The following is a 21,042-nucleotide window of genomic DNA, read 5'->3' on the forward strand; positions in this document are numbered from 1 at the left end:
GCGGTAGAGATACGTCATACGTCCGAGGCGCCACGCCTCCCCCCTCCGGGCACGGCCGGAGCACCTAAGAAGTAGCGGTACGAAGAAATGGAGCGGTACGTGACCAGCGTTGCGGAGACCGGCGGTCAGGACGCGTTCGAAGCCGTGGACATGGACGAAGGTGCGGAAGGTGTCGGTCCTGACGCCGTGAGTGCCGCTCCGGCCCTGACCCGCAAGGCGAAATACGCCCCGGGCGCACAGGTCCGGGTCCGTGACGAGCAGTGGCTGGTCAAGACGGTCACTCCGGTGAGCGACGACGACTGGATGGTCGAGGTCACCGGGGTCTCCTCCTTCGTACGCGGCAGTGACGCCGTCTTCTACGACAAGCTCGACGACATCCAGACGCTCGACCCGAAGAAGACCCGGCTCGTCCCGGACGACTCCCCGAACCACCGCAAGGCGCGCCTCTACCTGGAGGCGGTGATCCGCAAGACCGCTCTCCCGCAGACCGAGCACGGTCTCGCCCTGGCCAACAACTTCCTCATGGACCAGCAGACCCACCAGCTGCGGCCCGCCGAATTGGCGCTGTCCGAGAAGAACGCGCAACCGCGGGTCCTGATCGCCGATGTCGTCGGCCTCGGCAAGACACTGGAGATCGGCGTCCTGCTCGCCGAGCTCATCCGCCGAGGGCGTGGCGAGCGCATCCTCGTCGTCACCCCGGCGCACGTCCTGGAGCAGTTCCAGCGCGAGCTGTGGACCCGTTTCTCCATCCCGCTGGTACGCCTGGACTCCACGGGTATCCAGCGCATCCAGCGGGAGATCCCGGCCGGCCGAAACCCGTTTGCCTACTTCAAGCGCGCGATCATCTCCGTGGACACGCTCAAGAGCGATGTGTACGCCCACCACCTGGAGAACTCCCACTGGGACGCGGTCGTCATCGACGAGTCGCACAACCTGGTCAACCGGGGCACCAAGAACAACGACCTCGCCCGCGCCCTGGCTGACCACACGGACGCCCTGATCCTCGCCTCGGCGACCCCGCACAACGGTGCGGCGGAGTCTTTCGCCGAGCTGATCCGGATGCTCGACAAGACGGCGATCGCCAATCCATCCGAGTACGAAGTGAAAGATCTCGGCCACCTCTACATCCGGCGGACCAAGACCGACCCCGAGGTCAGGGATGCCCTCAAGGGCTCGAACGGATCCGAAAAGGTCAAGTGGGCGGACCGGGGCCCCTCCATGCCGGTGAAGGCCGAGGCGGGGCCGAAGGAGCGGGCCGTCCTGGAAGAGCTCGCTGCACGGTGGACTCCGCGCGATCCGCAGGCCGACTCGGTGTGCGCGGACACCATGGTCGCCTACAACCTACTCAAGTCGTTCCTGTCCTCGCACAAGGCGTTCCAGTCCTCCGTCGCGGCCCGACGCGGCGTGCTGGCGAAACCCCTGAAGGTCAGGAAGGGGCAGGACCCGGCGGCACGCGAGGCGGCCCGCAAGGTGGAGAGCGAGGCCATCGCGGAGCTGGAGCGGCTCGCCGCCGACATCGGCGACGACGACTCCGCCAAGCTCGACGCCCTGGTCCGTGAGCTGGACGCGATCAAGGTCGGCCCGAAGTCGGACGTGCGGGTCGTGGTCTTCTCCGAGCGCATCCCCACCCTGAAGTGGCTGGCCGAGACCGTTCCGGCCCGGCTCGGCTTCAAGGTCGACGCCAAGGTGGACGAGAGCGTACTGAAGGACAAGCCCTGGCTCGCGTACGGCGGCGCGGTCCAGGTGATGTACGGCGAAGGGTCCTCCTCCGAGGACGAGCAGAAGGAAATCATCTCCAAGTTCGGGCTGCGGACCGACCCGGTGCGCATCCTGTTCACCGGCGATGTCGCCTCCGAGGGTGTCAACCTCCACCAGCAGTGCAACCAGCTGATCCACTACGACCTCCCCTGGTCGCTGATCCGCATCGAGCAGCGCAACGGCCGTATCGACCGGTACGGGCAGGAGAAGGAGCCCCAGTTCCGGGCGCTGGTCCTCACCAGTGACGTGGAGTGGCGCAAGGGCGAGGACGGCGCTGAGCCGCTCATGCTCGACGACCGTCTGGTGGGTGCCAAGCTTCTCGCCCGCGAGGAGGAGGCCCACCGGATCGAGGGCTCGGCGGAGTCCGTCACCGGGGTGTACCGGGCGAAGGAGGAAGAGGACCGGCTGACCCGTGACCTCATCGCGGGGCGGACGGTCGAGCAGTCCATCAAGAACTCCAAGGTCGGCGCCAAGGCGATGCTCGGCAAGCTGATGGGCAACGTGGGCGCCAAAAAGCCGACCGACGACGTGCCCTGCGCTACGGTGCCGAGCCTGTTCGGTGCTGCGGGCACGGCCGCGTACTTCGACGAGGCTCTGCGTCAGACCTATTTCCCCTTGAGCCCGGACATCGCGCTCAAACTGAGTCGTGACGAGAATGGCTTGATCGCTTTCGAGCCGCCGCCGGACCTCCTGCACCGCCTGAAGGCGCTGCCCAAGTCGTACCTGACGGACCAGAACATCCTGCCCTCGGCAAAGAGAGAGGGCCGGCTGCGTCTCACCTTCGACAAGGGCCTCGCCGCCGAGCGTCTGAAGGTCGCCCGCGAGACCACTGAGAGCCAGTGGCCCAACGTGAGTTACGTGTCGGACGTCCACCCCGTCCTGGACTGGGTGACCGACAAGGCCTTGGCCGCCCTCCGGCACGACGAGGCGTTCGTCCTCGCCTACGCCCCTGACCTCGACGCGGCCCAGAAGCTCGATGCGCAGCTTCCCGCAGACCTGAAGGGCCCGGTCTACTTCCTCCAGGGCATCTACTCCAACGCGGTCGGCCGTCCCACCGTCGTCGAGTGGATGGCCGTGGTCGGACTGCCCGACTCGCCGCGCGTCATCCGGATCGACGATGCCTTCCTCGCGGCGTGCAGGGTCGGACCGAAGATGCCCGGCCGTTCCGTACCTGTGAACCGGGACGCTCTGCAAGACCTGGTACCGGAAGCCGTGGACGTGGCCACGAGGTTCCTCACCGAGCGCGAGGCCGAGTACGCGCAACAGATCGACAAGGTTCTCGCGCCGTACGAGAAGCAGGTCGTGCTGTGGAAGCAGGCCGCGCTGTTCGCCGCCTCGAACAGATCCCGCAAGGCCCAGCAGGACGTCAACCTCACCGCGAGTCGCCGCAAGGCCCTGATCAGGTCTCTACGGACCTCGGGAGCACCGATGGTGCGCCTCCTCGGCGTCCTGGAACCGCTGGACGCAACGCCCGCCGATGTGCCTGCCGCACCTGTTGCCGGAGAGAACACCGACCGATGAGCAATGACTTCAAGGCCTTCGCCAACCGCGGCGAGTACCTGTCCGCGCACTACTTCGCCGAGCAGCTCACCGACGGCCTCAAGAAGGGCATCTTCGCGACCTGGACCAACCGGGAAACCGACGAGCACGACACTCGCCCCACCCCGCGCGAGACCCTGCGCGCGCTGCGCGGGATCTATCTCCACGAGAAGTACCGGGGCTATTTCGCCGAGCAGGCGAACGCGGACGACGAGGACGACTCCTACCCCGACGCTGCGGCCTTCGAGGCCCGCCTCAACACCTACCAGGACGCCGAATGGCGGGAACGCGTCCAGGACTGGCACCAGCACGTGCTCAGCGCTCTCGGGTTCCCCGCTCCTGCCAGGAATGACGACACGGAGAGTGCAGACGCCGGCCGCACCCTGACCGTGCACCGTGCGGGACGCGAGCACGAGGTCAAGGTGGCCTGGCACGGTGACGGCATCGTGGCCGTCGACTGCGGCTGGTCCACGAAGAACGACGCGGCCCTGGACGCCGACGGTTACGGTCGGCTGCTCCACCCCATGCGGATCAGCGGCAACGAGAGCTACGAGACCGGAGCGGCGCTCGCCACCTGGCTGTTCCAGAGCGAGATCGGCGAGGAGGGCGGCTCAGCACCGCGCTTCGTGCTGCTTCTGTGCGGCGGAGTCGTCGTGCTCGCCGACCGCCAGGCTTGGGGCGAGGGCCGCTATCTCGCGGCCGATCTCGACGGGGCGATGGAGCGTAACGACCGCAGGCAATTCGGCGAACTTGCCACCATCGCGGGCCTGTTCAGCCATGACGTGCTCACCCCGGCCGAGGACGGTAAGGGTCCGGCACTCGACGCCCTGGTCAAGGCCTCTCGGGACAACGCGGTGGGCGTCTCCAGCGAACTCCGCGAAGGGCTGAAGAAGTCCGTCGAGATCGTCGCCAATGAGGTCCTGGCCCGCCTCGACGAAGCGGGCGTCGAACCCCGCGAGATCGAGCGCCCCGACCTGCCGTTCGCCACCCAGCTCACCCGCGAGTCGCTGCGCTTCCTCTACCGCATCCTCTTCCTGCTGTACGCCGAGGCCCGCCCGGAACTGGGCATCCTCCCCGGGGACGACGGCTCCTACGAGGCCGGGTACTCGATGGCCCGACTGCGCGAACTCGTCCAGCGGGACGAGCAGTTGGTCGAGGAGGACGCCCGCAACGGTTTCCACCTCCACTCCTCGCTCGACCTCCTCTTCAAGAAGGTCAACAACGGCTACCGGCCGTACGGCACCGAGCCGAACGACGAGCTGCCGGGTGACGACGAGGAGACCCGCAGGCGCAAGGCGAAGTACCGCAGCGAGGACCGGGGCCTGCGCTTCGAGCCACTGCGCAGCGAACTCTTCGAGCGCGCATCCGTACTGCTCATCGGCACCGAGACTCGCGACCCGCGCAGCGACGAGGACTCCGCACCGGCCTGGCTGGACTTGCGACTGCGCAACAGTGCGCTGCACGAGATCCTTCGCCTGCTGACCCTGAAGAAGGCCGAGAAGGCCGGCGGCCGGGCCGGCTTCATCTCGTACCGCAATCTCGGCATCAACCAGCTGGGCGAGGTCTACGAGGGGTTGATGTCGTACACCGGCATCATCGCCGAGGAGGAGCTGTGCGAGGTCGCCAAGGGCGGCGACCCGGCGAAGGGCTCCTGGCTCGTGCCTTCGCAGCGCCTCAAGGAATACCCGGAGAACACCTGGGTCTACTACGACGAAGGCGAGGCGGCAAAGGGCCTGCGCGGGCCGCGGAAGTACCCGCCGGGCAGCTTCGTCTACCGTCTCGCCGGGCGGGACCGGGAGACGTCCGCCTCGTACTACACGCCGGAGTCGCTGACGAAGGTCACTGTCGAACTGGCCCTCAAGCACCGGCTCGACCAGGTGCGGGACGCTGAGGGAAACGCTGTCAGGACCCGCGCCTCGGAGCTGCTGAAGTTCCGGATCTGTGAGCCCGCGCTGGGGTCGGGGGCCTTCCTCAACGAGGCGATCAACCAGGTCGCCTCGGAATATCTGAAGCGTCGGGCGGAGGAGTTGGGCGTCTCCATCCCGACGGCTGACGCGTTGACGGAGACGCAGAAGGTCAAGGCGTACATCGCGCTGCACAACGCGTACGGCGTGGACCTGAACTCCACAGGTGTCGAACTGGCCGAGGTCTCGCTGTGGCTCAACACCATGCACCCGGGGATGCGGGCTCCGTGGTTCGGGCTGCACCTGCGGCGGGGTAACTCGCTGATCGGGGGGCGTCGGGCGGTGTACGCGGCGAATGACGTGTCCCCGTGGAAGGGCAAGCCCGCGTGGCTGAACGCGAAGGGCACGCTCGCACCGGACCCGCTGCCGTTCCGTGCGGGCGAGACGTGGCAGCCGTTGCCGGACGGAGCGGTGCACCAGTTCCTGCTGCCGACGCCCGGGTGGGCGGCGGCCACGGGGGCGAGCGGGGACGCGAAGAAGCTCCTCGCGCAGCTGGCCGACGACGGGGTCAAGGCGCTCGGAGAGTGGAAGAAGGGGCTCCTCAAGACTCCGAAGCGGCGGCTCAACAAGAAGACCGGCGAGCCCATCCTCGACCGGAAGACCGGCGACGAGGCGGCCTCGCAGTACACGCGGCTGCGCGATGCCGCTCGGCGGGCGGAGTTCCTGTGGTCGCTGGTGGCCAAGCGGATGGAGCTGTCGGAGCGGGAGATCGCGCGCAGTATCGATGTGTGGGGCGCGGACCCGGAGGATGAAGAATTCGGGTTTCTGCGATGGGAAGAGGCTGACGCGGCCGGGGCTGGTGCTGGGTCCGTTCGCATGTCGAAGGAGAAGGTCTACGCGGACCTCTTTGAGGCAGCCGGTACGCCGTACTGGCGGCTCAAGCGGGTCATGGACGCGTGGTGCGCGCTGTGGTTCTGGCCGGTCGGGCGGGCGGAACTGCTGGACGGGACGGACGACGCGTATCTCGCCGCACCGGTGGTGGGCAGTGAAGGGGCGGGCAGCTTCGGCGAGTTGCTGGAGGCGATGAACGCGTCGGCGGCAGCGGAGAGTACGAAGTCTGCGGATGCCGACGCGCAGGTGCCGATGCCGACGAGCGCGCCGCGCTTCGTGGAGGTCACGACACTGTTCGACCTGGGAGGTGAACAGACCTCCCTTTCGGATGTCGAGGAGTCGCCGGACGGTGTGACGCGCGGCGAGGTGAAGGAGATCGGCCCGTCGAAGACGACGGTCAAGACGAAGAAGCCGGCGCCTTCGCAGGCCCGTGCGGCCCGCCGCCCCCTCGTCCCGCTGAAGGACCTCGACGACTGGCTGGACTTCCTGGAGTCCATGCTGGGGCGCGGCCCAATTCCGGACGGGACGCTCAGCAGTTCCCTGGACACCTTGGAGCACCTCGCCGAGTACGAGCAGCTCATCCAGGACGAGACCGAGATGGACATGGACCAGCTCGACCCGGAGGCACGCTTCCCCTGGATGAGCGTGGTTCGGGACATCGCAGAGGACCAGGGGTTTCTGCACTGGGAACTGGACTTCGCGCTGGCCTTCACCGAGGGCGGCGGGTTCGACCTTCAGGTGGGGAATCCGCCGTGGGTGCGGCCGGAGTGGAAGGAGAACTCCGTCATCGCGGAGTTCGAGCCGTGGTTCATGCTGACGGAGAAGCCTGCTGCGGCGGAGAAGCACCGGCGGCGGACGGCGGAGCTGGCGAAGCCCAAGGTGGCGGCGTATGCGCTCGGCGAGGTGACGTCGACGGTCACGACAGCGGACTATCTGGCGGCGTCACAGGTGTATCCGTTGATCGCGGGGAGCCAGCCAGACCTGTACCGGGCGTTCATGTGCCAGGTGTGGGCGCACGCGGCGGCATCCGGCAGCTCGGGCCTCGTACACCCGGACACTCACTTCAACGGGGACAAGGAAGCCGCGCTCAGGGAGGCAGCGTATCGGCGGCTCCGGATGCACGGCGACTTCGTCAACGCGGGAAACCGCTTCTTCCCACCGCCCGTCGGCCGGTCCAGTCACTTCGGTGTGCACGTCTACGGCGAGTACGGAGAGATTGACTTCCAGCATCTGTCATGGCTGTTCTCCGTCGACGCGCTACGGGATTCGGGCACACATGACGGCAGCGGTGACGCGCCGGGTGTGAAGTACGAGGGTGACTGGGACGAGCGGGCGCACAGGACCCGTGTCGTCCGGGTCACGCCGCGCACGCTGGGCAGGTGGCAGCGACTTTCCGGGGAGCAGGACGTCGATGTTGAGCGGGCACGGTTGCTGACACCGGTGAGCACGGCGGAGGACCCCGCGATCGACGCGCTCGCGGCGTATCCGCTGCGGCTTGGGGCGCTCGGCGCTCGGATCACCCGTGGTTTTGACGAGAGCGGGGCGAAGAAGTCGGTCTACGGGCCGGACGCGGACACACCGCTCATCGACTACAACAAGGGGCTGAAAGACCGGGAGGACTACCAGGCTGACTCCTGGGACGAGGTCATCCTCAAAGGGCCCCAACTCGGTGTCGCCAACCCGTTCTTCAAGCAACCCAGCCAGGGTGCTGGCGAGGTACTGGGGCTCAACCATGTCGAGCTGGCGTCGGACGCCGTGCCGGAGTCGGAGTACCGGCGGGTTACGGACGAGGTCACCTATCGCCGTGAGCAGGAACGCTGGGTTGACCATGGCGAGTTGAAGCGGCTGCGGAGCTCCGAGGAGAAGGCCAAGGAGACACGGGCTGAACTTGCCCAAGCCTTGGAATGCCCTCCGCTAGAGGTCACAGACAAAATGGTGGACGAAGCATTCATCGCGAAAGCAACGAAGCCATACACCACGTTCTATCGGGTGGCGTGGAGGAACCAGATTGCTCCGGATACAGAGCGTGCGCTCTATGCCGGATTGCTTTCTCCTGGCCCTGCGCATGTCGGTGGGCTGCGCAGCGCCGCTGCGGCACGGAATGTCGATACTGCTCTGGTGTGCGGCATGTGGTCGTCCATCCCACTCGACTACTTCCTACGCACGATCAACGCTTCCCACCTCCACGAGACTCGCTCGAAAACCCTCCCTGCTCCACAGCGAGACCATCCCCTCGCCCCCGCCCTCCTCCTCCGCACCCTCCGCCTCAACTGCCTCACCACCGCCTACGCCGACCTCTGGCAGGAGCTCTACGACCCCACCTGGGCTGCCTACGAGCCCTGGGCCCGCCCCTGGAAGCACATGAAGACCGAGCTCCACGCAGTAACCCCCACCTGGCAGCGCGACACCCCTCTCCGCTCCGAGTACGCCCGCCGCGCCGCCCTCGTCGAGATCGACGCGCTCGTCGCCGTCTGGCTCGGGATCGACGCCGACACGCTCGTCACCATGTACCGGGCCCGTTTCCCGATCATGCAGGACTTCGACGCTGTCACCTGGTTCGACTCCACCGAGCGCAAGATCGCCGGGAATCGGTACACCTTCGGCCACGGCCAGGAGAAGGAACACTGGCAGGACTTCCTGAAGTACCGGGAAGACCCTGAGAACATCCCCGTCCCCGAGGGCTACACCGCCCCCTTCTACAAGGCCGAGCGCGAAGCCGAAATGCGCGAAGCCCATGCCCACTTCCAGCAGCGACTCGACGAGGCCGTCAAGGCCGGCAAGTGGGACCCGGTCAAGCAGGAGGTGCCCAAGCCGTGAGGCCCACGCTCGAAGCCGAAGGGCTTAAGGAGAGCCTGCTGCAGTACCTGTCCACCACCTACGCCCTCACCGACGAGGGTGCGCGGCAGGCGCTGTATCAGTTCCTGGCGGACGAGAACTCCGGCATGTTCCGCGGGCCGTTCCTCCGCCTGCGTACGCCGTTCGTCGGGGCGGACGTGTCCTGGGAGATGTATCTGGACTGGCGGCGGACCGACGGCTGGACTCCGTACGCGCATCAGGCGAAGGCCTTCGAGCGGCTGTCGTCGGCGGGCGGTCGCACGCCCCGGCCGACGTTGGTGACGACCGGTACCGGTTCGGGCAAGACGGAGTCCTTCCTCTATCCCGTACTCGATCACTGCGCCCGGGAGCGGAACGCCGGGCGTACGGGCATCAAAGCCGTGTTCCTGTACCCGATGAACGCGCTCGCCACCGACCAGGCGCAGCGCATCAACGACCTTCTCTGCAAGAACGGCCCGATCGGCAAGGTGCGGGCCGGTCTCTACATTGGTGACAAGGCGGCGACACAATACGACAAGGTCTACACGCGCCGCTCCGACATGTGGCTGTCGCCGCCCGACATCTTGATCACCAACTACAAGATGCTCGATCTGCTGCTCCAGCGGTCCCAGGACGCCCCGTTGTGGGAGGGGGCGGACATCCGCTATGTCGTGGTGGACGAGTTCCACACGTACGACGGTGCGCAGGGCACGGATGTCGCGATGCTGCTGCGGCGGCTCGCTTCGGCCGTCGGTGCGTCGGAGGATGGGCGGCCGTTGGGACAGATCTGTCCCGTGGCGACCTCGGCGACGCTCGCGTCCGGTACGGACGAGGACGGCGTACAGCAGCTGCTCGACGTGGCGACCCAGGTCTTCGGCACAGAATTCGACAAGTCGTCGATCATCGGGGAAGAGCGGCAGAGCGTCGATGAGTTCGTGCCGCCGAGCGGCTTCGATCCGCTGCTGCCGATCCCGGTGCCCGACGTTCTGGCCACGCTGCCCGACCCCTCCCTCGGCGACGAACAACTCGCGGCGCTGGCCGAGGCCGTGACGGGGAGCAGGGACCTCGACCCGTTCGTCCTCGGTGCCAACTTGAAGCGCAACATGCTGACGTCGGCGGTGATGCACTCCCTCGACGGTCAGGTGCGGACCATCCCCGAGGTGCTGGACCTGATGTGGCGCAAGGGGGCGCAGACTTGGGGGCAGGCGATCACCCTGCATCCGGAGGTGGCGGCCTCCGCCCTTGCCCGGTTTGTGGCCTTGCTGTCGGTGGCGCGCGATCCGGCCTCCACGCCCGAGAAGCCGCGTCCCTTCGTGCAGATCGAGGTACACCAGTGGGCCCGGTCGGTGTCCCGTGTCGTACGGGGCGTACTGCCGTGGCCCAAGGCGGAGTTCCAGTGGGACTCGGCCGGCACGTCGGACAACTACGCCGATCAGCAGGCGCGGACCGCTCCGGTGACGACTGCGACAGCCGGACAGTCGGCGAATCTGTTCCTGCCGGCGGTGTACTGCCGGGACTGCGGTCGGTCCGGTTGGGCAGTGTTCTCGCCGGAGACCGATGATGCCGACATCCAGGTCGATACGCACAAGATCCGGCAGGCCTCGGTCAGCCAGGACAAGATGCGGAACCGGAACCTGATCGCTGCCACCGAGCAGGAGGCGCAGGAGGGTTCGGGCGCGGCCCCGATGGATGACGCAGGACGCGGTGTGCGCCGTGACAGCTCGTCGCTCGCATCCTCCGGGGCCGGTCAACTGCGAGTCCTGGACGGGCCGGAGCGGCGGCTGCGGCTTCCCGATCCGGTCAAGGACTTCGACCAGGAGACCGGCCTGCCACGGCTTTCCAGCTCCGACTCGGCGTTCGTCCTCGTCTACGTGGGCGATACGGCGACCACCGCAGCCGAGGACGACTGGTGCCCCGCCTGCGGTTCGCACAACGCGATCCGCTTCCTCGGCACCGGGGCGGCGGCGCTCGCTGCTGCCTCCATCACCCAGCTTTTCACCGGTGGGGAGATGGACAAGGACCAGGGTGAGGAAAAGACCCTGATGTTCAACGACTCGGTGCAGGATGCCGCGCACCGGGCCGGATTCGTCGCCAGCCGCTCATACACCTTCTCCCTGCGGGTGCTGTTCAGGCGGCACCTGTCGGAGGAGCATCCGACCGCGCTGCACGACCTGATCGCCAACGTCGTCGCGGCCACCACCGACCCCGCGACGCTGGCCGCCGTCGTTCCCACCGATCTGCATGACATCAAGGGCGTCAAGCGGCTGCTGTCCGGGCAAGGGCGGGGAGGGGACCGTAAGACCTGGGAGCTGGTCGGCGAACGATTCGCGTTCGATGCGCTGATGGAGTTCGGTTTCCGGTCCCGTAAGGGCCGCACCCTGGAGCTCACCCGAACCGCCGCTGCCAACGTCCGTATCCAGGACCCTGCGGCGGCGATCGCCCTGATCAAGGCCGCGCACACCGAACCGTACGGGCGAGGCGGCGGACTGCCTGTCATCGAGCAGGACGACGCCACGTACCTCGGGTTCCTGCGGATCTTCCTGGAACGGCTGCGGACCCGTGGTGCGATCGGCCACCGGTGGCTGGAGGGGTACCTCAAGGAGGCCGGAACCAGCCGGTACTTCATCTGGGGCAAGCGACCCGTCGGAATGCGCGCGTTCCCCAAGGGGATCGCGGCCCCGGTGTTTCTGCTCAGCGCGCCTAAGACGAAGAGCGAGTTCGACTTCGCGACCGGGCGGCTGTCCTGGTACGAGCGGTGGGCGCAGCGCAGCCTCGGCCTGCCGCGCGAGCAGGCCGCCGAGTTCTGGGCGCGACTGCTGCCCGAGCTGGTGACGGCGGGGCTGCTCTCGGTGCGTACCCCGACCGACAGCAGCCTGCGGATCTACGGTCTCAAGCCGGGCGCAATCGACGTACAGCTGTTGAAGGAAGCCGAGGTCAACGAGGCGTTCGTACGGTGCCCGTCCTGCTTCTGGGAGCAGACCGTCCACCCCGACCTCCTCGGGCAGTGGGACGGACAGCACTGCCCGTCGTACCGCTGCCGGAAGGGGCGTCTCGTGGCCGGGAATCGGCCCGAAGGGCTCGGAAAGCACCAGCGGGACCGCAACTACCGTGAGGACTACTACCGGCGGCTGTACCGCAACGCCCCCACCTACCAGGTGATCACCGCCGAGCACACCGGGATGCTGAGCCGCCCGGAACGGGAGCGTGTCGAGGCGGCGTTCAAGGGGGGCCACGGGTTCAAGGACCCCAATGTGCTGTCCTGCACGCCGACCCTGGAAATGGGTATCGACATCGGTGACTTGTCGGCCGTTGTCCTCGCGGCTCTGCCCCGGCGTGCCGCGAACTACGCCCAGCAGGTCGGTCGTGCCGGGCGCCGGACGGGAAACGCGTTCCTGCTGACCATCCCGGACCGCAGCCGTCGCGACCTGTACTACCTGGACCAACCGCGTGAGTTGATCGCTGGGCAGATCGTGCCCCCGGGCAGCCATCTGTCAGCCATCGAGATCCTGCGCCGCCAGTACCTTGCCCATCTCCTCGACCTCGCCGCGCGGGGACGATTGCTGCGTGCCGACGGCCGTCCGCTGCCCGCCCTTCCGCACCAGGCACCGGCCCTCTTCGGGCCGTCCGGGTATCTCACCGACCTGGTCGAGGCGGCGCTCGCGCATGCCGAGGACCTGGTCAAGGGATTCCTCGACCTGTTCCCTGTCGGGCTCAACGCCCGGTCGCGGGACGACCTGCGCACCTTTGCCAGGCGGAAACTGCGCAGCGAGGTGGAGAAAGCCGAGCGGCATTGGGCGCACGCGGAAGACGCTTTGCGCCGACGCCTGAAGTTCATCGCCGAGGCCCGCGACGAGCTCCACGACAGCGAGGACGAACAGCGCCAGCGCAAAGCCGAACTCGAAGCCGAGCACCGGGCAGTCGGCAAGCGGCTGCACAGGCGCGGCCTCGTGACTTCCCATCAAGCGCTCTGCGACCTCGGGCTGCTCCCGAACTACGCACTCATCGATTCGGTCACCACCCTCAACGCGACGATGTACTGGCCCGACGGCACCGACCCGAAAACCGGCAAGGAGCGCTTCGACTCCAAGCTTCGCCCCTACGACCGGCCTCGGCGCTACGCCTTGTCCGAGCTCGCCCCGGGCAATACGTTCTACGTCAACGGCTACAAGCACCAGATCACCGGCATCGAGATCGGCAGCTCGGCCCAACCGGACTGGCACACCTGGCGGTTCTGCCAGGAGTGCGGCTATGTGCGGACCGAGAACGCCCAGGACGACCGCGATCCGTGCCCGCGCTGCCACAGCGCGCGGATCGCGGACGACGGATCGTGCCTGCACCAGGTCATCGAGCCGAGCGTGGTCACCTCCCGCGACAAGCGCGAGGACGCCCGGATCGGCGACGACAAGGACGACCGCGACCAGCGGTACTACACCGTCATCGACGCGGTGGACATCCCGGACGAGGAGATCGAGCCCGGCACGTCCTGGCGGCACACCGGGCAGACCTTCGGCATCGACTACTGCCGCAAGGCAACGATCCGGCGGATCAACGTCGGACCGATGAGGTTCGACGGGCAGTCCGAGGACGAGTTCGCCGGACATGAAGTCCGGATGGCACCGTTCTACGTGTGCACGTCGTGCGGGGCCGCGACCGCGGACGGCAAGCCCGTCTTCGACTACGAAACGGACGCCCTGGACTCCTCGGCCGCCCGCAACCCCAAGGTCAAGCACCACCAGCCGTGGTGCCCGCTGCGCCGCGGGAAGAAGCCCGCCAGTGTGCCCCAGCAGCCTGTGCTGCTGGCCCACCAGTTGCAGACCGAAGCGCTCCGGGTGCTGCTGCCGGCGGCAACCGTGCTCGTCGACGAGAAGATCTACTCCTTCAAGGCCGCGCTACGCCTCGGTGTCGACCGGCAGTTCGGCGGAGACCCCGCCCACCTGGACACCACCCTGGCAAAGATGCCCGACCACGCCACCGGCGAGAAGCGGCACTTCCTGGTGCTCTTCGACCGGCTGCCCGGCGGGACCGGCTACCTGGACCGCCTCACCTCCGCCACCGACTTCAAGGCCATGCTCACCAAAGCTCGTGCCGTGCTCCTTGCGTGCCCCTGCCAGGAGGAAGGCCTCCGGGCCTGCCACCGCTGCCTGCACCGGCACACCGAGGAACGTCACCAGGACCTCGTATCCCGCCGGGAAGCCCTGGAGATCCTCGGTGACCTCCTCGGCCCCGTCGATGAGAACGGCGAGCCGCTGCGCGACACCGACGGCAAACTCATCGACGCCTGGGACACCAAGAAGGTGGCGACCACTGCGCTGATCGGCCTGGACAAGCAGGTCGAGTCCGACCTGGAAGCGCGTTTCCTCGCGGCGCTGCGTAAGTGGAGTGAGAAGCAGGAGGACGCCGCGCTCAGCGAGAGCGGAACCAACAGCGGCTACCTCAGCTTTGCCGGGGCCGGGCCGGGCGCGGCGGGCGGCGCGCGGGCCACGAAATGGCGGCTGACGGCCCAGCGCAATCTTGAGTACACCCGGACCGACTTCACCTTCGAGTCCATCGAAGGTCCCCGCCGCTACGTCACGGCCTACCTCGACGGACACCGCTACCACGCGTCCCGCGAGAACAACCGGATCGCTTCCGACGGTGCCAAGCGCAACGAACTGCGGGCGGACGGACACATCGTCTTCCAGATCACCTGGGACGATCTGGAGCTCTTCGAGAAGGGTGAGAAGGCCAAGGCGCAACCGGTGTGGCCGCCTTACCGCCGGCTCGGTCAGGATACGGCCAAGGACTGGTACGAGGAAATGGGAGGCGCCCGCGCCGACCTCTCCGGCACGGTGTTCACCAACCCCATCGAGACGCTCCTCGCCTACCTGCGTCATCCGTCCCGCACCACCTGGGGGCGGCGTGCCCAGGCGCTCGTCGGCGGCCTGATGAGCTCTCCGGAACCGCTCGCGCAGCAGGCCGACCGGACCCAGGCGCGCCAGGCCGTACGCAAGGCTCTTATGACTCTCGGCCGGGGCGGGAAGCTCGGCCAGGAATCGGTGGAGGGCGATGGTGAACTCCTTGTCCTGCACGCCAAGGACGAGACCGGACTGCCCCTGATCTACACCGTCGACATCTCCGGCACGGACGATGGACAGACCCCGGGGTGGAGCGCAATCGCCGTCCTGGACGACCGCCCGGAAAGCCTCGGTACCGACGAGCACAAGCTGCGCTGGCGATCCTGGCTCTACTGGTCGAACCTGTTGCAGTTCCTGGCCTTCACCCGAGGCGACAGCGTTCAACTCGCGAGCAGCCAGGCCGCCGACTTCCCGGTGGAGATCCTGGTGATCGGCGGAGGCAACGGCGAACTCGAATCGCTGATTCTCCAGCGGCACCCCGAAACAGCGGCGGCCGAAAAACCGGCAACTGCCGGTGCTGGCGACACCGCCTCGGATACGGCCTCGTCGCTGGAGAAGGCGGTCGCCGGGCTCCTCCGGGACGCCACTTGGGACGAGGACATCATCGACCTCCTTGAGGAGGACGAGCCCGACTCCGACCTCACCCGATTGGCCAAGAAGATCGCGGATCGTGGCAAGAGAGCCCCGATCTTTGGCTATGAGCTGGGGGACCGTGCCTGGCCGGTCGACTTCGCCTGGAGCGATCCCGGTATCAAGGTCGCCGTCGTCGTCGAATCGGCGACCGACGACACGCACCACGGCGACGAACAGCGCAAGCGGGACGACGCCTACGCCGCCGCCGGCTGGACCGTACGTACCGCCGCCGACTGGCTCGACCACCTCGACACCCTGCTCACACTCCTCCCTGACACGGAAGGTCCAACCTCCTGATGACGGCACGGCTCAGCCTCTACGAGAAGGCCGAACACGAGCTGTACAAGCTCGACCGCTCGGTCAAGGGCAAGTTCTACGACTTCTGCCACCGGTTCCGGCAGAACCCGGATCACCCCGGCCTCGATCTCAAGCCGCTCAAGGGCGACGGCCGGGTCTTCCGCGCCAAGATTGACCAGTCCTACCGGGCGCTGCTGGCCAAGGCCGGTGTCGACGAGCGGGGTCAGGAACGGTGGTTGGTCGTCGCTGTACGCCACCGCAAACACGTCTACGAAGAGCTCTCCGTCGCTATCAACCGCGTTACGGGCGAGATCGAATTCGTTGACCTGTCCGTGGTCGGGCAGAGTGTCCTGGAGCGTGCGGGAGTCACCCTCACCCCGGTTGACGAGACCCCTGAAGCGTCCCCCGAGGCACAGACCCCGCCAGCACCCGAACCCGTTCCCTCTCCCGAGCCCAGCTCTCAGTCACAGCGCGAGACGCCGCTTCTGGCTGGGATTTCGAGCAGCGAACTGCGCGACCTTGGTGTCGCCGAACAGCTCATCGGCCTCGCGCTCGCCGTCACCAGGAGCACGGAACTCGACCAACTGGTCTCCGGCGCACCGTTGTTGACCAAAGACATCCTCTACGGGCTCGCGGCCGGTATGCCGATCGACGAGGTTCGCCGCGAGATCACCGCCCCCGTCGAGGTCGCCCTCGACGACTCCGAGCGGCACGATCTCGGTGCGGCGCTGGCACGCACCACCGTCACCACCATCGACGACGACCTGCGTGCGGTACTGGAGGAAGGTGACTTCCGCGCCTGGAAGGTCTTCCTCCACCCCACCCAGGCCAAGCTCGTCAACCGCCGCTACAAGGGCCCCGCACGTGTCTCCGGCGGCCCTGGGACCGGCAAGACCATCGTTGCCCTCCACCGGGTCAAGCACCTGGCCGAACAGCTTCCCCCGGGCCGCAACAAAGCGATCCTGCTGACCACCTTTACCAAGAACCTCACCGTCGACCTTCGCGCCCGCCTCGCCTCCCTGCTCGAACCCGAACTCCTCGCGCGGGTCGAAATCGCCCACGTCGACAAGCTCGCGGCCCGCGTACTCAGCGAGAATCCCCTCAGCGGCTCCGGCAAGCGGCTCCTGCCCGACCGCTCCGCGAAGGACATGCTCCAGGGGCTTCTCATCGAGCTCGAAGAGAAGCGGTGGGATCCCGATTTCCTCTACGAGGAGTGGGAACAGGTGATCCTCGGCCAGTCCCTCGGCACCCGCAAGGCCTACTTCGACGCCCGCCGAGCGGGGCGCGGACGAGCGCTCAACCGGCCTGAACGCGCCCAGATCTGGAAGATCCTGGAACAGTTCGCCGCACGCCTCGACAAGGACGGCCGCGAGACCTGGGGGCAGGCCACCGAACGCGCCGCGCGCTTCGAGATGGCACGCGCGGACAAGATCCAGTCCCGGCAGGACCGCAAGGACGAGGTCGGCGGCAAGGACCTCATCCACCGGGACGACGGCTCCGGAATGCGTTACATCGCCCACCGCTTCAGCCACGTCGTCGTCGACGAGGCCCAGGACCTCCGTGCCGCCCATTGGAAGATGCTCCGCGCCATGGTTGCGTCCGGCCCCGACGACATGTTCATCGCCGGCGACACCCACCAACGCATCTACGACCGACAGGTCACCCTCGGCACCGTCGGCGTGAACATCCGCGGCAACTCCTCACGTCTCACCCTGAGTTACCGCACCACTCAAGAGATCCTCACCCGCGCAATGGCGGTCGTGAACACCAAGGGCAGCGCCCCGGCCTACGACGACCTCGACGACGGAACGGACACCCTCGACGGCTACCGCTCCGTACTCCGCGGCCCCGCCCCCGAACTCGTCGCCTGCGACTCCTGGGACGACGAACTCGCCCAACTGGCCACAGCCCTGCACGCCTGGCGCAAGGAAATCACCTCCGGCGACAACGAACCGCGCCGCGACCCCCGGGGCAACATCGCCGTATGCGTCGCCGACCACGACGTCGCGAGCCAGGTCATGTACTACCTCAACACCCAAGCAGGCATCTCCACTGCCGAACTCACCAAGGAAGGCGTCAAGGGCGAAGGCGAGGTCCACGTCGGCACCATGCACCGCTTCAAAGGTCTCGAATACCAGAAGCTCGCCATCGTCGGCGCCCGCGACGGCGTCATCCCCCGCACCGCCATCATCGACCGCTACCGCGACACCGACCCCCAGCGCTACCTCCGCGAGGAACGCAAGGCCCGCTCCCTGCTCTTCGTCGCGGCGACCCGCGCCCGTGACACCCTGCGCATCAGCTGGCACGGGGCTCCGAGCCCGTATCTGCCGCGATGAAGGGCCGTGACGAGCCGAAAGGGCACTTTCGTTGCGTGCGATCGATCCTGACCAGGCAATAGCCGTGATGCAGGTTGCCGGCCTCGATCCGCAGGAGCCGTACCCAGGGTCGAACACCCCATGGCTGTGCCGGTGCCAGGACCACGGTCGCGAGGTCTCTCCGAAGTACAGCAGGGTGGTCCAGGCCGTGAAGAGCGGCAAAACGTCGGCCTGCCGCATGTGCATTGCCGTCGACCGTGGCGCCGGGATCCGGCATCGGCGGGCCACCCAGGCGGAGGCCGTGATGCATGCCGCCGGGCTGGAACCGCTGGTGCCATACCCAGAATCGTCCGCGCCCTGGCCCTGCCGGTGCACACGGTGCGAACGCGAGGTCTCCCCGCAGCACTCGAACGTGAAGAGCGGCGCGACAGGGTGCACGACGTGCGGGCCGAAATCGGGCGGCGCACCCGATCTCGCCCACACCGTCCGAGCGTTCGTCGGCTCGTGACGGCGAGGGCTCCAGACAAGGCGCGGTCCCACCTCCTCCCGCAGCGACGTTCCATCTCCCCACGATGAGGGGCGCCGGATAGCCTGCTTCGACATCGCCCCGTTTCCAGGAGTACGCGCGGACCATGGCCAAGAAGCTGTTCAAGAACATCCCACTCGATGTCATCGATCTCGTACGCGGCGTTCAGCACGGCACCATCGCTCTTCCTGAACTACAACGTCCGTTCGTCTGGCCCGCCGCCAAGGCGCGTGATCTGTTCGACTCGATGTACAAGGGTTTCCCCGTCGGCTCGCTGCTGCTCTGGCAGACAGGAGCAGAGCCGGGGGCACGCCAAGTCGGCGTAGATAAAAAGCAGTTCGCACCGAGGCAACTGATCGTCGACGGTCAACAGCGGGTGACCTCGCTGTATGCGGTCATCACCGGTACGCCGATCCTGCGCGAGGATTTCAGCGTCAAGCCCATCCGCCTCGCCTTCAATCCAAGCCGGCACACCTTCGCGGTCACCGACGCAGCAATTGAGAAGGACCCGGAGTTCCTGCCGGACATCAGCGTGTTGTGGCAGGAGGACAACCGACGCCCAGCAGTGCGCAGCTTCCTCGAACGCCTTCGCGAAAAGCGTGACTTCGACCAGCTTGAGTCCGACCAGATCGACAACGCCCTGGAAGGCGTATACGGATTGGGCTCATATTCCTTCCAGGTGGTCGAACTTGAAGATTCGGTCACTGACGAAGAGGTAGCAGAAGTCTTCGTCCGGATCAACAGCACCGGTGTGAAACTCAACCAGGCTGACTTCATCCTCACCCTCCTCTCGGTTTACTGGGAGCAAGGACGGAAGGATCTCGAAACCTTCTGCCGCGAGTCCCACTCCCCCAGCACCAATGCGGCCTCCCCCTTCAACTGGCACATCACTCCGGAACCCGCACAACTCCTCCGAGTCACCGCTGTCTTGGCACTCCGGCGCGCGGTCCTCAAGCAGGTCTACGCCATTCTGCGCGGACGGGACGCAGAGACCGGCAGGCTGTCGGCCGAGCTACGCGAAGACCAACTCGGCCGACTCCAGGAGGCTCAGAAGCACGTACTCAACCTGACCAACTGGCACGAGTTTCTACAGTGCTTGGAACGTGCCGGTTTCCGAGGCTCCAAGATGATCAGCGCCGACAACGCGGTGATCTTCACCTACGCCATGTGGCTGCTCGGCCGCGTCGACTATCAAGTACCTCTCGACCGGCTCCGTGAAACCTTCGCACGCTGGTTCTTCATGGCACACACAACCAGTCGCTACTCCGGCTCCTTCGAAAGCCAGGTCGAACACGACCTCGGTCGTCTTGCCGGCGTCCCTCTCGGCGACGCGGACGGCTACCTCGCCGCCCTCAACAAGGTGATCGACGACACCCTGACCCAGGACTACTGGGACATCACCCTGCCCAACGAACTCGACACCGGAGCAGCCAAGTCACCCGCGCTCATGGCGTACATCGCGGCTCTGAATGTTCTGGACGCCGACTCCTTGCTCTCTGCCGGCAAGGTCCGCAGCCGCCTGGATCCAGCGATCACCACGAAGAAGGGAATTGAACGACACCATCTCTTCCCCAAGAACTACCTCAAGAAGAACGGCGTCACGGACACCAAACGCATCAATCAGATCGCCAACATGGCTCTGGTCGAATGGAGCGACAACATCGCCATTTCGGACCAACCCCCCGTCGAATACTGGCCCCGCCAACTCGCCGCGAAGAAGCTCCCTCACGATCAACTCGACCGGCAACGCTACTGGCACGCTCTTCCGGAGGCATGGGAGCACATGCCGTACGGAGATTTCCTCGCAGCGCGTCGAAGCCTCATCGCCACCGTGGTGCACGACGCCTTCACACAGCTCAGCAACCACCACTACCAGGCCCCCGCACCCGCCGCACCCCCGCGCATCACAAACAGGTGGGTTCGGCTCTCCGACCTCATCAATGCCGGACTCTTGCCGCCCGGAACGTCCCTGACGCCAAAGCCGGACGGGGTAGTTGCCGAGGCCATCGTGGACGAGAACGGCAGCATCATCGTGAACGGGCAACCGTACGACTCTCCGACGCCTGCTGCCAACGCCCTCGGGCACTCCGTCAACGGATGGCTCTTCTGGCTCGTACAGCTTCCCGACGGCCCCGTACTCCTCGATGACCTACGCGCCCGATACAAGGCCCTCGCTTGAAAACAGATAGGAAATAGGGTCAGGCCAGAACTCGCCCCTCCGCCCACCTGATCTCCGCTCGCTCGTCCCCCGGAGCCACCTCACCCACTACGGTGCCCAGTGAACGACCATCTCGTCGATGGCGAGGTTCAGAAGATCACCCCGGAGCAGGCTGTCGGCTGCGTCAAGCTCGTCGAGCTTGACGCAGCAACTCCGGCGTACGTCACCTCGCCACGTCACCGATGCTCCCCTTCGGCCCCGACATGGAGTACAACCGCAAGATCAGCAGCTCGGGCACAGGGTCGGTGGTGTC

5 protein-coding genes are annotated in these 21,042 nt (G+C 66.8%); all 5 read left to right on the top strand.

Features of this window, described 5'->3' with window-relative positions; all coding sequences use genetic code 11:
- Positions 1–99: 99 nt before the first annotated feature.
- The 5 genes from ACZ5PB_RS02125 to ACZ5PB_RS02145 all read left to right on the top strand — a co-directional run bounded on the left by ACZ5PB_RS02125 (position 100) and on the right by ACZ5PB_RS02145 (position 20,750).
- Positions 100–3,279, top strand: coding sequence for an SNF2-related protein (locus ACZ5PB_RS02125; RefSeq protein ID WP_468686948.1), 3,180 nt, complete (start codon positions 100–102; stop codon positions 3,277–3,279).
- Positions 3,276–8,909 carry a hypothetical protein gene (locus tag ACZ5PB_RS02130; protein ID WP_468686950.1) on the top strand — a complete coding sequence of 1,878 codons (5,634 nt, stop codon included), beginning with the start codon at positions 3,276–3,278 and terminating at the stop codon, positions 8,907–8,909. Before ACZ5PB_RS02125 ends, ACZ5PB_RS02130 begins: the two co-directional genes overlap by 4 nt.
- Entirely contained in the window at positions 8,906–15,730 is a 6,825-nt protein-coding gene (locus tag ACZ5PB_RS02135; RefSeq protein ID WP_468686951.1) for a DEAD/DEAH box helicase, read from the top strand. The genes ACZ5PB_RS02130 and ACZ5PB_RS02135 overlap by 4 nt, the downstream gene beginning before the upstream one ends.
- A complete protein-coding gene (locus ACZ5PB_RS02140) occupies positions 15,730–18,066 on the top strand; it encodes a UvrD-helicase domain-containing protein (RefSeq protein WP_468686952.1) in 2,337 nt (778 codons plus the stop codon). Before ACZ5PB_RS02135 ends, ACZ5PB_RS02140 begins: the two co-directional genes overlap by 1 nt.
- A 611-nt stretch (positions 18,067–18,677) precedes the next feature.
- Entirely contained in the window at positions 18,678–20,750 is a 2,073-nt protein-coding gene (locus tag ACZ5PB_RS02145) for a GmrSD restriction endonuclease domain-containing protein (protein ID WP_468686954.1), read from the top strand.
- The last annotated feature ends 292 nt before the right edge of the window (positions 20,751–21,042 follow it).

The sequence above is a fragment of the Streptomyces sp. NPDC032721 genome (assembly GCF_055579625.1).